At 68.4% G+C, this 14,696-nt stretch carries 13 protein-coding genes; 7 read left to right on the top strand and 6 right to left on the bottom strand.

Annotation, left to right across the window (positions count from 1 at the left end; translation table 11 throughout):
• Nucleotides 1-184 precede the first annotated feature (184 nt).
• Complete coding sequence (locus ACX9MO_RS12645) at nucleotides 185-973, bottom strand: crotonase/enoyl-CoA hydratase family protein (RefSeq protein ID WP_462212087.1); 789 nt, start codon at nucleotides 971-973, stop codon at nucleotides 185-187.
• 162 nt (nucleotides 974-1,135) lie between these two features.
• On the opposite strand from ACX9MO_RS12645, the gene ACX9MO_RS12640 reads away from it, so the two are divergent.
• On the top strand, nucleotides 1,136-2,263 hold the full coding sequence (locus ACX9MO_RS12640; protein WP_462212086.1) for a pyridoxal phosphate-dependent aminotransferase: 1,128 nt from the start codon (nucleotides 1,136-1,138) through the stop codon (nucleotides 2,261-2,263).
• A 77-nt stretch (nucleotides 2,264-2,340) separates the two neighbouring features.
• A complete protein-coding gene (locus ACX9MO_RS12635; RefSeq protein WP_462212085.1) occupies nucleotides 2,341-2,541 on the top strand; it encodes a histidinol phosphate aminotransferase in 201 nt (66 codons plus the stop codon).
• Nucleotides 2,542-2,784: 243 nt separating this feature from the next.
• Here ACX9MO_RS12635 and ACX9MO_RS12630 read toward each other — a convergent pair whose 3' ends face one another.
• Nucleotides 2,785-3,981, bottom strand: a complete 1,197-nt coding sequence (locus ACX9MO_RS12630) for a pyridoxal-phosphate-dependent aminotransferase family protein (RefSeq protein ID WP_222489046.1) — start codon at nucleotides 3,979-3,981, stop codon at nucleotides 2,785-2,787.
• Between the two features lie 146 nt (nucleotides 3,982-4,127).
• Between ACX9MO_RS12630 and ACX9MO_RS12625 the strand changes: the two genes are divergently transcribed.
• Both ACX9MO_RS12625 and ACX9MO_RS12620 read left to right on the top strand, forming a co-directional pair.
• The gene (locus tag ACX9MO_RS12625; RefSeq protein ID WP_462212084.1) at nucleotides 4,128-4,811 is read left to right on the top strand and encodes a tyrosine-protein phosphatase; all 684 of its coding nucleotides are present in this window, start codon (nucleotides 4,128-4,130) and stop codon (nucleotides 4,809-4,811) included.
• Nucleotides 4,811-6,784: an ABC transporter ATP-binding protein gene (locus ACX9MO_RS12620; protein ID WP_462212083.1), complete on the top strand. Its 1,974-nt coding sequence runs from the start codon at nucleotides 4,811-4,813 to the stop codon at nucleotides 6,782-6,784. Before ACX9MO_RS12625 ends, ACX9MO_RS12620 begins: the two co-directional genes overlap by 1 nt.
• Nucleotides 6,785-6,794: 10 nt before the next feature.
• On the opposite strand, the gene ACX9MO_RS12615 is transcribed toward ACX9MO_RS12620, so the two are convergent.
• Entirely contained in the window at nucleotides 6,795-7,343 is a 549-nt protein-coding gene (locus tag ACX9MO_RS12615) for a glycosyl transferase (RefSeq protein WP_462212082.1), read from the bottom strand.
• Between the two features lie 66 nt (nucleotides 7,344-7,409).
• Between ACX9MO_RS12615 and ygfZ the strand changes: the two genes are divergently transcribed.
• Nucleotides 7,410-8,141: a CAF17-like 4Fe-4S cluster assembly/insertion protein YgfZ gene (gene ygfZ, locus ACX9MO_RS12610; protein WP_462212081.1), complete on the top strand. Its 732-nt coding sequence runs from the start codon at nucleotides 7,410-7,412 to the stop codon at nucleotides 8,139-8,141.
• Nucleotides 8,142-8,234: 93 nt separating this feature from the next.
• On the opposite strand, the gene efp is transcribed toward ygfZ, so the two are convergent.
• Complete coding sequence (gene efp / locus ACX9MO_RS12605; RefSeq protein ID WP_222489041.1) at nucleotides 8,235-8,798, bottom strand: elongation factor P; 564 nt, start codon at nucleotides 8,796-8,798, stop codon at nucleotides 8,235-8,237.
• Between the two features lie 213 nt (nucleotides 8,799-9,011).
• On the opposite strand from efp, the gene ACX9MO_RS12600 reads away from it, so the two are divergent.
• Entirely contained in the window at nucleotides 9,012-9,332 is a 321-nt protein-coding gene (locus ACX9MO_RS12600) for a DUF6280 family protein (protein WP_028093509.1), read from the top strand.
• Between the two features lie 184 nt (nucleotides 9,333-9,516).
• A complete protein-coding gene (locus tag ACX9MO_RS12595) occupies nucleotides 9,517-10,974 on the top strand; it encodes a cobyric acid synthase (RefSeq protein WP_462212080.1) in 1,458 nt (485 codons plus the stop codon).
• A 401-nt stretch (nucleotides 10,975-11,375) separates the two neighbouring features.
• On the opposite strand, the gene ACX9MO_RS12590 is transcribed toward ACX9MO_RS12595, so the two are convergent.
• Both ACX9MO_RS12590 and ACX9MO_RS12585 read right to left on the bottom strand, forming a co-directional pair.
• On the bottom strand, nucleotides 11,376-13,046 hold the full coding sequence (locus ACX9MO_RS12590; protein WP_462212079.1) for a hypothetical protein: 1,671 nt from the start codon (nucleotides 13,044-13,046) through the stop codon (nucleotides 11,376-11,378).
• Between the two features lie 165 nt (nucleotides 13,047-13,211).
• Entirely contained in the window at nucleotides 13,212-14,627 is a 1,416-nt protein-coding gene (locus tag ACX9MO_RS12585; RefSeq protein ID WP_222489039.1) for a TolC family outer membrane protein, read from the bottom strand.
• Between the last annotated feature and the right edge of the window lie 69 nt (nucleotides 14,628-14,696).

Raw genomic sequence — 14,696 nt, 5'->3', positions numbered from 1 at the left:
GGGCCCGCTCAGGTCCCGGACACGGTTCCCAGACACGAAAGGGCGCGTCCTGCCGGGCGCGCCCTTTCGTTTGGGGTCTCCCCGGGGCCCGGTCCCGGGCTCCAGCCGATGCGGGGGCACGGCCAGTCACGTGGTTGTCTCGCGCAGAGGGGCAGAGCCCCGCTGACCGCAGGGTGCTCAGGGCTCAGCCGAAGACCGGTGCGCGCCCGGCCATGTTCGCGGCGACCACCTCGCGCTGATCCTTGCCACCGATGAGGCCGACCTGCGCGCGGCTCTCCTCAAGCAGCACTTCCTCCATCCCGGCCCCGCCCTCGGCGTGGCCGATCAGCGCCTTGGCCGCGCGGATCGCGGAGGGGCTGCGCCCGGCGATGCCCGTGGCCATGGTGCGGGCGGCGGCCAGCGGATCCTCGGCCAGTTCGGTCACCAACCCCATGGCGAGGCCCTGCTCTGCGCTCACCGGATCGGCGGTGTAGGTCAGACGGCGGATCACGTCCGAGCGGCAGAGCCGCGGCAGCAGGACCATGCCGCCCATGTCGGGCACGAGGCCCCATTTCATCTCCATCACCGCGAGCTTGCAGGCGGGATGGGCGATGCGGATGTCCGCGCCGAGCGCCAGCTGGAAGCCCGCCCCGAAGGCCACGCCCTGCAGCGCCGCGATCACCGGCACCGGCATCTCGTGCCAGACCATCGCCACCCGCTGCATCAGGTTCGAGGCGCCATGGCTGCGCGGCATCAGCCAGTCGGAGCTGTCCCGCATCAGCGCCGCCCCGAAGGAGGCCACGTCGAGCCCGGCACAGAAGGCCCGCCCCTCGCCCGAGAGCACCACGGCGCGGATGTCGCCCCGCGGCAGCAGCGCCTCGCCGGCCTCGACGATGGCCTCCGCCATGGCGTTGTCGACGGCATTCATCTTGTCGCCCCGGGTCAGGGTGACATGGGCGACGTGATCGGTGATCTCGACGGAAACGCGGGGCATCTGGGTCCTCCTCCTGATGGCGCCTGGTGGCCGGAGCCTGTCACGCGCCCCGCCGGGCGGTCCACCGGGACGTGACGGCAGAACGGTTTGTTGCAGAATGTGAACATAGCAGGGGAAGAATCTGCTTGCCCGGAACGGAGCTTCGGGCGTATCGCGCCTGCCATGTCTGGACCCCGCTATACCGATCTGGTCTCCGCCCTACCCGCCTCCGTGCCCTTCGTCGGCCCCGAGGAGATGGAACGCCTGCGCGGAGCGCCCTTCACCGCCCGTCTGGGCGCGAACGAGAACGTCTTCGGCCCCTCGCCCAAGGCGATTGCCGCGATGCAGGCGACCTCGGGCGAGATCTGGATGTACGGCGATCCGCTGTCCTGGGAGCTACGGCAGGCGCTGGCCGCGCACCATGGGTGCGGGGTCGAGAACATCGTCGTGGGCGAAGGCATCGACGCGCTGCTGGGATACCTCGTGCGGCTGCTGGTGGGCCCGGGCGACATGGTGGTGACCTCGCAGGGTGCCTATCCGACCTTCAACTACCACGTCACCGGCTTTGGCGGGACGCTGGAGATGGTGCCCTACCTGGGCGACAGCGAGGACCTGCGCGCCCTGATCGCACGCGGCGCCGAGGTGAAGGCCAAGCTGGTCTATTTCGCCAACCCCGACAACCCGATGGGCAGCTACCTGCCCGGCGCGGAGATTGCCGAGGCACTGGCCGCCCTGCCCGAGGACACGCTGCTGATCCTCGACGAGGCCTATGGCGAATTCGCCCCCGAGGACGCCGCCCTGCCCCTGCCGATCGACGATCCGCGGGTGATCCGGATGCGCACCTTCTCCAAGGCCTATGGCATGGCAGGCGCCCGGGTGGGCTATGCCCTCGGCGCAGCGGAGCTGATCCGCAGCTTCGACAAGATCCGCAACCACTTCGGCATGAACCGCGCCGCGCAGGCCGGGGCCCTCGCGGCCCTGCAGGATGCCGAGCGGCTGGCGCAGACCCGCGCCGCCGTCGCCACGTCGCGGGAGCGGATCGGCGAGATCGCGGCCGCGAACGGGCTAAGCGCCCTGCCCTCGGCCACAAACTTCGTCGCCGTGGACTGCGGCGCGGACGGGGCCTTTGCCAAGGCCGTGCTGGACGCGCTGGTGGCGCAGGGGGTCTTCGTGCGGATGCCCTTCGTGGCGCCGCAGAACCGCTGCATCCGGATTTCCTGTGGCACGCCCGCCCAGATGGACCTGCTGGCCGAGGCCCTGCCCGGCGCGCTGGACACCGCGCGCCATGCGCGGACCGCAGAACGGACCTGAGCAATCAGCGCAGCCCCGGCGCTTGATCCGGGGCCGTCTGCGGGCTTCAATCGGGCTCTCCCCGCGAAAGTCCGGCCATGCACGATTCCTACCCCGATTCCTCTCACGTCTCCGCCCCCGATTACACCACCGCGACCCTCTGGATGGGGTTCATCAACCTGCTCTGGATTCTCGGCGTCATCTCTGCGCTCTGGGGCCTGCCGGGGCTGCTGCTGGCCGGGCTGGGGCTGAACCACCTCATCACCCTGCTGGACCGCCGCCGGTCCGCGCGCGGCTGAGGCCTGCGACACCAAGAATTTTCGAAAATTCTTCGGAAAATTCTTCGGAAAATTCTTTGAAGACTTTTCTGCGCCTCGGGTGAGTGGGGCGCACCCTCGCGGGTGTCTCCGGAAAATGCGCATTTTCCGGTCCGGAATTTTGCAAAATTCCGGGGGGCTCTGCCCCCTTGCGCCGCGGGCGGCGCAATTCCCCCGGAGTATTTCGGGAAAGATGAAGGGGGGCGGCGTGCCCCCTCTCTGCGTTTAGCCGGCGGCGATGACCTTGGCGGCGGCGCTCAGCGCGCCTGTGCCGTGGGGGATGTCGAGCGCGGTGAGACCGGCCTCGATCGTGCCCAGCGTGCCCAGCATGACATGGGCGTTCAGGTGCCCCATGTGGCCGATGCGGAAGAAGCCCGCCGCCTCGGCGCTGCCGCGCGGTGCCATGCCCAGACCGATGCCCAGCGTCAGGCCCGCCTCCTCCGCGCACCATTTGCGCAGCCGTTCTCCATTGTCACCGCCGAGCGACAGTGCCGTCACCGCGCGGGACCGGTGCGCGGGATCCGCCACGTTCATGGCAAGCGGGCCACCCTGGCCCCAGGCATCGCAGGCGGCCCAGAGGGCGCGGGCAAGGCTGTCGTGGCGGGCCCAGACATTCTCGATCCCCTCGCCATGCATGATGTCGAGCGCGGCGCGCAGGCCGAAGAGGTGGTGGGTGGGCGAGGTGCCGCCAAAGTATTCGGCCACGTAGGACGGCTCGGAGCGCGGTTTCCAGTCCCAGTAGAGCGACACGCGCTCGACCGTCTCGCGCGCTGCCTTGGCCTTGGGGCCGAAGAAGACGAAGCCGAGCCCCGGGGGCACCATCAGGCCCTTCTGGGACCCGGTGATCGCGATATCCACGCCCCAGGCGTCCATCTCGAAGCGGTCGCAGCCCATGGAGGCAATGCAATCGGCCATCAGCAGCGCCGGGTGGCCGGCGGCGTCGATGGCGGCGCGGACCGAGGGCACATCGTTCAGGATCGAGGTGGCGGTGTCTACGTGGTTCACCAGCACGGCCTTGATCTCGTGGTTGGTGTCTGCGCGCAGCGCGTCCTCGATCTTCTGGGCATCGAGCGGAGACTTGAGCCCGAAGTCGAGCACCTGCACATCGGCCCCCACGCCCGCGGCCTGCCCGGCCCAGCCGTGACCAAAGCGCCCGGTGGCCGCCACCAGAACCTTGTCACCGGGGTTGATGACATTGCAGAGCGAGGCCTCCCAGACCGCGTGACCGTTGCCGATATAGATCGTCGCCGCATGTTCCGTGCGCGCCACCTTGCGCAGGTCGGGGATCAGCCCTTCGACGAGAGTGACGATATCACCTTCGTAGATATTGGGCGCGGCACGGTGCATGGCCTGCAGCACCGCATCGGGCATGATCGAGGGGCCCGGAATGGCAAGATGCGTGCGGCCGTTGGCAAGAGACATTTCAACCTCGTGGAAATCATGGAGCGCGGACACCATTAGCCCGATGAAGCGCCGCGTCAATCGCCCGCGCCATGCTTGCCATGCAGGGAAGCCTTGCTTAGATGGTTGCGGCCCTTCAGCGGGCAGAAGCAGCCACGGGACTCCACATGAACCCCTTCGCCAGATTGCAACGCTGGGAGAAGGAGCTGCGACGCTCCTACAACACCGACCTGTCGACGCCGGAAAACCGCCGCAGGGCAGAGATCTACAACCTCTGGTTCGATCATGCCGTCCTGCGCTGCGTCTGGACCAACTTCTTCCAGATTTCACCGGGCGTCTGGCGGTCGAACCACCCGACGCGGAAGCGGTTCGCGAAGATGAAGGCCATGGGGATCCGTACGGTGCTGAACCTGCGCGGCTCCGGCACCCAGGCGCATTACCTGACCGAGGCCGAAACCTGCGAGCAGCTCGGCCTGAAGCTCATTTCCACCCGGCTCTATGCCCGCAAGGCCGCCTCCCGCACCGAGCTGCTGGCCCTGATCGCCGCGCTCCGGGAGATCGAGCCGCCCTTCGTGATGCATTGCAAATCGGGCGCCGACCGCGCAGGCTTTGCGTCGGCGGTCTACCTCATGGTGGTCGAGGGCCGCCCCGTGGAAGAGGCGCGCCGGATGCTGTCGGTGAAATACGTCCACTTCCGCTGGACCAAGACCGGCGTGCTGGACCACATCCTCGACCTCTACGCCGCGCGCAACGCGCATCGCGCGATCAGCTTCGAGGAGTGGGTCGCCACCGAATATGATCAGGAGGCAGCTCAGGCCTCCTTCGAGAAAGCGCCGAAGAAGCTGTTCTGATGGCCGAGACCGAAACACCCCCGCCTGCCCCGCCCGCCGGGAAGACACCGGACAGGACGCCAGCGCCGCCTGCCTCCACGGCCTCCGCAGCGCCGCCAACCCTTGCGGTGGACCATGGCAAGGGGCTGCTGACGTGGCTCTGGCAGGGCTACCTGCGCCACCACATCCTGCTGCTCGTTCTCGCGGTGATCTTCATGGGGCTGGAGGGCTCCATGCTGGGCGCGCTCAGCTGGATGATGAAGCCGATGTTCGACGAGGTCTTCCTCGACGGGAACACCGGTGCGATGACCGGCGTGGCACTGGCGATCCTCGCGATCTTCCTGACCCGGGCCGTGGCCTCGGTCGCGCAGAAGGGCCTGCTGGCGACGATCTCGCAGAAATCCTCGGCCAAGATGCGGCGCGATCTGCTCGACGGGCTGATGACGCAGGACGGCTCCTTCCATCAGAGCCACCCGCCCGGCTTCCTGATCCAGCGGGTGCAGAGCGACGTGCAGCAGATCAACAACGTCTGGTCCTCGGTGCTGACCGGGGCGGGACGTGACGCGGTGGCGCTGGTGATCCTGATGGGCGTGGCCGTCTCGGTCGACTGGCGCTGGACCCTGATCGCCTGCATCGGCGCGCCGGTCATGGTGGCCCCCTCGGCGGTGGTGCAGAAGTTCGTGCGCCGCCGGGCGCGGGAGGCGCGCGATCTGGGTGCCAAGCTGGCCACCCGGCTGGACGAGGTGTTCCACGGCATCGTGCCGGTGAAGCTGAACCGGCTGGAACGCTACCAGTCCGAACGCTACGGCGCGCTGACCGACCAGCTGGTGCGGGCCGAGGTGCGCGCCACGCTTGGGGCCGCCTCGATCCCCGGGCTGATCGACATCATGGCCGGCGTCGGCTTCGTCGGCGTGCTGATCTTCGGCGGCGGAGAGATCATCGCGGGCGAGAAGACCGTGGGCCAGTTCATGTCCTTCTTCACCGCCATCGGCTTTGCCTTCGAGCCGCTGCGGCGCCTCGGGGCCGTCAGCGGCCAGTGGCAGGTGGCCGCCGCCGCCATGGAGCGGCTGCGCGAACTGCTGGAGACCAAGCCCTCCATCGTCTCGCCCGCCAAGCCGGTGCCCGCCCCCACGGGCGTGCCGGGCGTGGTGCTGGATGACGTTCGCCTCTCCTACGGCGAGACGGAGGTGCTGCGCGGCGCGAGCTTTACCGCCGAACCGGGCCAGACCACGGCGTTGGTCGGGGCCTCGGGCGCGGGGAAATCGACGATCTTCAACCTGCTGACGCGGCTGGTGGACCCGGCCTCGGGCAAGGTGGAGCTGGGCGGCGTGCCGGTTTCGGCGATGGCACTCGGCGATCTGCGTGACCGCTTCTCGGTCGTATCGCAGGATGCCGCGCTCTTCGACGAGACTCTGCGCGAGAATATCCTGCTGGGACGCACCGATATCTCGGAGGCCCGGCTGAAGGAGGTGCTGGAGGCCGCCCACGTGGCCGATTTCGTGGCCAATCTTCCGCTCGGGTTGGAAACGCCGGTGGGGCCGCGCGGCTCGGCGCTGTCCGGCGGACAACGGCAGCGGGTGGCGATCGCGCGGGCGCTGCTGCGCGACACGCCGGTGCTGCTGCTGGACGAGGCGACCTCGGCGCTGGATGCGCAGAGCGAGGCCGTGGTGCAGGGCGCGCTGGAGAAGCTGGCCAAGGGCCGGACGACGCTGGTGATCGCGCACCGCCTTTCGACCGTGCGCAGTGCGGACAAGATCGTGGTCATGGACCGCGGGCAGGTGGTGGATCAGGGCCGCCACGAGGAGTTGCTGGCGCGCGGTGGCATCTATGCCAAGCTGCATGACCTGCAGTTCCGCACCGACGGGCCCTCCGCGGATGCCATGGCCCGGGACAAGGCCGCACGGGCGCGGGCCGCGAAGGAGGCAGCGGGCGACCGGGCCGAGGCAGGGTTCTGGCGCCGGCTGGCGACGGGCGTCTTCGGACGGCGCGGCTGATCGGAGGCGGTCAGCCCGTCACGCGGATCTCCGCAGGCAGGCTGCCCGTGCCCCGCACCCGGCGAAAGAGCCCGGCCATGGGATCGCCACCGCCGGGCACGCCGGCCTTTTCGACCACGCGACGCGGCGCCAGCAGGCCCTGAAGCGGCACGGCGCGGCCGGACAGGCCACTGCGCAGGTTGATGAGTGATGCGGAAAGCCGCACCCTCAGGCCCGGCGCGTCCTGCACCATGCGGAAATGCACGGGCCGCTGCCCGGCCGAGAGGTGATCGGCCACCGGTACCGTCCAGCCCCGCGCCAGCCGCGTCTCAGGCCGCAGGAGGAGCAGCCATTGCCCCTTGGCCTGCGCCACCGCATCGCCAAGCGCCTTCGGCCCGAGCACGGCCTCGCCGCCCATGGCGTCGGCAATCCGAAGGCTGTCGTCCTCGCTCCCCATGTCGGCCACCAGAAGCTCGCGCAGCAGGCCTTCCTCCAGCCCCTCCATGAGCGCTGCACAGCAGCCCGGCAGGCTGCGGGCACTGTTGGCCACGGGAATGATGACACTGATGGCTGCTGGCATGGTCGGCCCCTGTTGTCCCTGCGCCCCAACCCTATATTACGGTGCCAAGCAGGAAAGGAAGACGACATGACGCGCAGCATCCTCCGCTTCACCGGCCCCGAGACCCGGGACTTCCTTCAGGGGCTGGTCACCAATGACATCGCGGGGCTCGACCGGGGCGCGGTCTATGCCGCGCTGCTGACGCCGCAGGGCAAGTACCTCGCGGATTTCTTCCTCGTGGCGCAGGGCGAGGCCGTTCTGCTGGACGTGGACAGCGCACTGGCCCCCGGGCTGCTGCAACGGCTGAAGATGTACAAGCTGCGCGCCAAGGTCGAGATCGAGGAGACCGACCTGCAGGTGAAACGCGGCACCGGCCCGGCGCCCGAGGGCGCGGTGGCCGATCCCCGGCACGACGCGCTCGGCTGGCGGCTCTACGGTGCCGAGGGCGGCGATGACGGCAGCGACTGGGACGCGATCCGCGTGGCCCATTGCATCCCCGAGACCGGGATCGAACTGACGCCGGAGAGCTATATCCTCGAAAACGGTTTCGAGCGGCTGCACGGCGTCGACTTCCGCAAGGGCTGCTACGTGGGTCAGGAGGTCACCGCGCGGATGAAGCACAAGACGGAACTGCGCAAGGGCCTCGCCCTGGTGACCGTCGAGGGCCCGGCCGAGCCGGGGACCGAGATTACCGCGGGCGAGAAGGTCGCGGGCGTCCTGATGACCCGTTCGGGCGACCGCGCCATCGCCTGGCTGCGCTTCGACCGGGCCGAAGGCGAGATGCGGGCGGGCGATGCGACGGTCGCGAAGGCCGAGTGAGGCCCGCAGCCCCTCCCCCATCGGTCACGTCTGCGTGACATGAAAAAGGCCGGGTCGCAGGGACCCGGCCTTTTCGATTCCCGTGACGCAGCGTCAGGCGCGCTCGGAATATTCCATGGTTTCGGTGTTGACGATGATGTCCTCGTCCTGACCGATGAAGGGGGGCACCATGACCTTCACGCCGTTGTCGAGGGTCGCGGGCTTGAAGGAGTTGGCAGCGGTCTGCCCCTTCACCACCGGCTCGGTCTCGACAATCTTGCAGGTGACCTTCTGCGGCAGGGACGCGTTGAGCGCCTCACTGTCGTAGAATTCCACCACGATGGTCATGCCGTCCTGCAGGAACGGGCGACGCTCGCCCAGAAGATCTGCAGGAAGTTCAATCTGTTCATAGGTTTCCGTGTCCATGAACACCAGCATCCCGTCGGTTTCGTAGAGGAATTGCTGGTCTTTCTGCTCGAGGCGCACGCGCTCGACCTTGTCCGCGGACCGGAAGCGTTCGTTCAGCTTCGAGCCGTTGCGCAGGTTCTTCATCTCGACCTGCGCGAAGGCGCCGCCCTTGCCGGGCTTCACGTGGTCGACCTTCACTGCGGCCCAGAGGCCGCCATTATGCTCCAGCACGTTGCCGGGGCGAATCTCATTGCCGTTGATCTTGGGCATGCCGGATACCGCTGCTCTGGTTGATAGAAAATTCGTGCCTCCTATATATCCGGGCAGAGCCACTGGCAAGGAGACCGGAGATATGCGACGCCCCTCCCGTGCCATGCAAATAAAGCATGACGGACTTGCGTCAGGACGCTATCCGAATCGCATCTAATTCGCCATAAAGCGCGTCGCCCCAGAAGCACAAGAGCAAAAACAAAAGGACGAATCATGAAAGATTTCGTTGACGGCACGGCCTTCAATAATGAACAGGGCAACCGTGCTCGTAAACTGTTCGCAGCCGTTGTACTGGCTGCACTCGACGACGCCATCGCGGATGACAAGAAATACGGCAACGGTCCGGAGCAGATCGCTCGTTGGGCCCGGTCGCGCGATGGTCGGGAAGTTCTAAGCTGCGCCGGTATCGATCCGAACGAACGGGTCGTGTCCGGTCTGATGGAATTCGTGTCCAAGGGTGTCCGCACCTCCGTCGCCCTCTCGCGCGAGGAAAGCGAACGCCGGCACGCCGCCGAGCAGGCCGAAGCGGCCTGATCCGAACAGACGAAGAGCCCTCCAACAAAGACGCGCCCCCAAGCGGGGCGCGTTTTTTCTTGGCCGGCACGCCCTCCCGGGTTGCCCCTGCGCGTGTCCCCGAGATTGCCCCCCCAAATTGCCCCTTAAATTGCCATTGCACCGCGCCCCCTGCCCCGCCAAGACGGGCGGCAGGAGGATTGCCATGGCCCGCGCACTCATGATCCAGGGAACCGGCTCCAACGCCGGCAAGTCGATGATCGTCGCGGGGCTCGCCCGGGCCTTCGCGAACCGTGGGCTGCGGGTGCGTCCCTTCAAGCCGCAGAACATGTCAAACAACGCCGCCGTGACCCCCGAGGGCGGCGAGATCGGCCGCGCACAGGCGCTGCAGGCCCGGGCGGCGCGGGTCGCGCCCCATGTCGACATGAACCCCGTCCTCCTGAAACCCGAGAGCGAGACCGGCGCGCAGATCGTCCTGCGCGGGCAGCGTCTGGCCCATTGGGAGGCGCGGGAGTTCACCGGCAGGCGGCAGAGCCTGCTTCCGCAGGTGCTGGAGAGCTTTCACCGGCTCGCGGCACAGGCCGACCTCGTGGTGGTCGAGGGCGCGGGCAGCCCGGCAGAGGTGAACCTGCGCGCGGGTGACATCGCGAACATGGGCTTTGCCCGGGCCGCCGGGGTGCCGGTGATCCTCATGGGGGACATCGACCGGGGTGGCGTCATCGCGCAGCTGGTGGGCACCCAGACGGTTCTGGCACCCGAGGACGCGGCGATGATCGCGGGCTTCGCGGTGAACAAGTTCCGGGGCGATCCGCGGCTCTTCGATGGCGGGCTGCGGGTGGTGGAAGAGGCGACGGGCTGGCCCTCCCTCGGCGTCGTCCCGTGGTTCGAGCCGGCCTGGAGGCTGCCGGCGGAGGATGTGCTGGACCTCGTCCAGCGGCCGGGCGGCGCGGTGAAGATCGCCGTGCCCTGCCTGCCCCGGATCGCCAACTTCGATGATCTCGACCCGCTGGTGGCGGAGCCCGGGGTGGAGGTGCAGCTGATCCGCCGGGGCCAGCCCCTGCCCGGCGATGCAGCGCTCGTGCTGATCCCCGGCAGCAAGTCCACCATAGCCGATCTCGCCGCCTTCCGGGCCGAGGGCTGGGACATCGACCTTGCAGCCCATGTGCGGCGCGGCGGGCATGTGCTGGGGCTCTGTGGCGGCTACCAGATGCTCGGGCGGCAGGTCTCGGACCCGGAGGGGCTGGAGGGCGCGCCGTCCAGCGTCGAGGGGCTGGGTCTGCTTGATGTGGAGACCGTCATGCGGCCGGCCAAGCGGCTGGGGTTGGTGCAGGCGCACCATCCCGAGAGCGACACGGCGCTCGATGGCTACGAGATTCACCTCGGCGAGACCACGGGCCCCGATTGCGGGCGGGCGTGGCTTTCGGTCGGCGCACGGGCCGAGGGAGCCAGCAGCGCCTCGGGCCAGGTGCGCGGCAGCTACTTGCACGGGCTCTTTGCCGCCGATGGCTTCCGCGCGGCCTACCTCGCCGGGATCGGTGCCGCGTCGCAGCCGGGCTACGAGACCGGGGTGGAGGACACGTTGGATGCGCTCGCCGCGCATCTGGAGGCGCATCTGGACCTCGACCACCTCTGGACCCTCGCGCGGGAGATGCCGACCGGCTGAAGACGCACGCTGCGCCAGCGAGACCGCACGCGAAGGCCGGAATGCCCCATCGCCGCGCGACCGGAAGACAGGAGGAGGTCTCCCCGCTGACAGCGGGAGACCGACGCGGCGGCAAGGTCTACGCAACTGGGGACGGTGCGTGGTCAGGCAAACGGTGGCCCGGAACAAACCGCGCGGCTCGAGCTGGCTCTGGCGAAGCTAAAGCGAAATGCTCAGACCGGCTGAGCACCGGGCTGGCCACGAGGGGCTGGCTGGGCGTGTGCGGTCTGGATCGGCCCGGATCGCATCGTACCGGATAGCACCGGGCCAGAGCCACAACCGATGCAAAGCCACAGTTGGGCGGGCCCCGGCGTAGCCGGGCGCCCTGCTTAAAGATCGCCTCGCCTACAGATAAGGTCCGGTCAGATCAGGTCCTGCGAGATCAGCGCACGGTGGATCTCGCGGCGCACCAGCTTGCGCACATTGCGGGTGATCCGCTCGCCGAGCGCGCCCTGAAGCTCCTGCCGGACGATTTCGCTCACCAACTCCCGCAGTTCCTCGCGGTCGATGGCACCGCTCAGCAGGGGCGCGGCGTCAGGGGCCTCTGCCACCTCGCGTGAAACGGGGGCGTGGGCGTGGTCCAGCCCCCCTTCCACCGCATCGACGGTGGCGCTGTAGGCCGCGGCAAAGGCCGCGGCGGCGGCCTGATCCCCGATCGCGCGGGTCAGCCCGTCGTCGGCGTCCTGCCAGTCATCCTCGCTGTCGAGCGCCTCCGCGGAGCCCTGCGCCATGGCCGCCTCGGGGATCACGTCTTCCCAGGCGTCGTCCTCTGCCTCGGTCTCGTCCTCGACCTCTGCATCCCATTGGACGATCTCGGCCTCGAAGACAGTCTCCTCGGTGACCTCGATGAAGGGCGCCTCGACCTCGTCGGCCTCATCCTCGGCCGCCCGCTTCGCCGCGGCCTCGCGGGCCGCTTCTGCCAGCACTTCGTCCGGATCGAACTGGCCGCTCCACGGCAGCACATCCTCTTCGGCGCCCTCTTCGGTGCCGTCGGGCTCCCACTCGTCGTCCCGATGGGCGATCGCGGCTTCGAGCTCGGCAATCCGGGACTCGAGCGAGCCGTCGCGCACCGGGGCACGTGCGGCGACCGAAAGCACCTCGGCGGCGCTGTCATCATCTTCGCGCAGGGCGGTGTTGCCGTCCCAGAAATCCTCGTAGCCGTCTGCCCCGTAGTCGTCGGCGTAGTCTTCCTCGGCCACGTAGCTGTCGGCCTCGGCGGAATGGTCTTCCAGCTCCGCCTCGACGGCTTGTGCGGCCTCTGGTTGCCCGGGCTCAGGCTGAACGACCTCAGGCTGGACGGGCGCGGCGCGGCGCGCGGCCTGCGGCACGGAGGCGAGCGGCGCCACGGTGGCCGACAGACGGCGCAGTTCTTCCTGCGCCCGCTGCAGCGGGTCCTTTGCCTCTGTCACCTTGTCCTGCGTCACGGCATCGAGCGCCGAGCGCGCGGCACTGAGCAGCGACATGATATCGGTGACCACCGCCTCTTCGGCAGCATGGGCCGACTGTGCGTCGTCGGCACCATCTGCATCCGGTTCGGCGCTCAGATCGGATGCGACAGGTGCAGGCTCCGGCTTGGCCGAGGGCGCCTTGGCGGCGGCCTCCCCGCCGAGACGGGGGAACAGCGGCGCCCGGCGGCGCCCGGCCTCGGGCGTCTGGCGACGGGCCGGTTCGGCAGCCTCGGGCGCAGAGGACGCAGTCTGGCTGGCGGCAAGCGCGGCTGCGATATCCTCGGCAATATGATCGGCCAGCTGGTCCGCAGAGAAGGCGAAGTGATCCCGGTCGAAGTCGTCCGCATCCTCCTCGGGCGCGGCCACTTTGACACTGTCCTCGGTGTCTGCTTCCGCTTCGGCAAGGGCCGCTTCGAGATCGAAGTCCCCGGCCTCCTCGCCCTCGTCTTCGGCCTGATCCTCGACCCGCAGGGAGGGCGTCAGGAGAAGCCTGTCAGGGGCCTGCTGCGCGCCGGCGGCGACACCCGCTGTGCTTGTAGCGGCGGCCTCCGATTCGCGCCTGGCGGTTTTCGCGGCGGCGGACATCCCCGCCTCTGCCCGGTTGTTTTCGGACACAAGCTTACGGATGGAGGACAGTACGTCCTCAATCTGAAGATTCGTTACGGGATCGGGCATAATTCTCGCACTGCTTTGGGCCTCGCGGTCGAGTGTACCGCGAGGCCCCAGTTCACACAACGGATAGGCGCTGTTTTACTGTTTTCCGATCGAGCGAAGCACGCGATCGAGGCTCCGGCCCTGCGCGGAGATCGCGGCGGGGGCGCCCTTGACCATGTTGTAATAGTCGGTCGGATCGTAGAGCGTGACCGGCAGGTTCAGGTCCTTGGCAGTCAGTTTGCCCATGGCGGAGAGCAGGGCATAGCCGGCGAGACGCTGGTTCACCTCGGCCGAGATCTGGTTGGCGCGGGCATCCAGAAGGTCCTGCTCGGAGTCGAGCACTTCCAGCGTGGTCCGTGCGCCGAGCGAAGCTTCCTCGCGGACACCTTCGAAGGCGACCTGCGCGGCGCGCACCGCCTCGGCACTGGCCGAGCGGGAGGAGGCCGTCACGGAGATCTGCGCATAGGCAGAGCCGGCGGATTCGCGGATGTCGTCGCTGACCTGCAGCAGGTTCGCGCGGGCCGCGTCACGGCTCTGCATCGCCTGACGCTGCAGCGAGGCGATCTGGCCGCCGTAGTAGATCGGGCCCGAAACGCTCAGACCGATGGTCGCCGAGTTCGACTTCGCATCGCTGTCGAGGCTGCGCGAGGCCCCCAGCGAGCCGTTCAGCGAGACGGTGGGCGCAACCGAACGGCGCGCGATCTCGACCTGAAGCTCGGCGATGGTGACGGACTTCTGCGCCTGGATCAGCGAGGGGTGCGCCGCGAGGGCCACCTGCACCGCCTGGTCGGAGGAGTTGGGCAGCATCGGCGCGGCATTCACGTTGGCGAGGTTGCCGGGCGCATGGCCGACCACGTTGATGTAGGTCAGGCGGGCGTCGGTCAGGTCGCCCTGAGCGAGGGTCAGCGAGGCGCGGGCCTGTGCGAGGTAGGATTCGGCCTGTGCCACGTCGGTACGGGTCACCTCGCCCACGTCGAACCGGTCCCGTGCGGCGCGCAGTTCCTCGCCCAGCACGCGAACGTTGTTCTGGCGCAGCTTCACGATTTCCTGGTTCAGCTGGACGTTCAGATAGGCGGTGATCGCGTTCAGCAGCACCGACTGTTCCACCGCGATCAGCGACTGACGGGTCGAGAGCACGGTTTCCTTGGCCACGTCGACGCCCAGACGGGTCTGGCCGGAATCGAAGACCAGCAACTGCGCGGAGAGACCGATCGAGGCCGAGCTCGAGTTGTTGTTCACCATGCGGTAGCTGGTAGAGGCTGTCGCCGATTCCGACGCCGTGTGGGTCACGTCCGCCGACCAGCCGATGATCGGGCGCAGCTGCGCCAGCGATTGCGCCACATCCTCGTCCGCAGCCCGCAGCAACGCGCGGTTCTGTTCCAGAAGCCCCGAGGTCTCGTAGGCGCTGACCAGGGCATCGGTCAGCGTTTCCGCACTTGCCGGGGAGAGGCCCAGGAGCCCGATGCCCGCCGCAAGTGCGATCCCTTTGGTCTTGCCTGCCAGTGCTTTCATGCTCGTCCCTCATGTCCCTTTGCGGCCATCGAGGCCGAGGTCACTTTTTGTTATCCTGCCGTCAGCCCT

Source organism: Pseudooceanicola profundus, from assembly GCF_054919315.1.
This window is presented reverse-complemented; position numbering and strand designations above follow the sequence as displayed.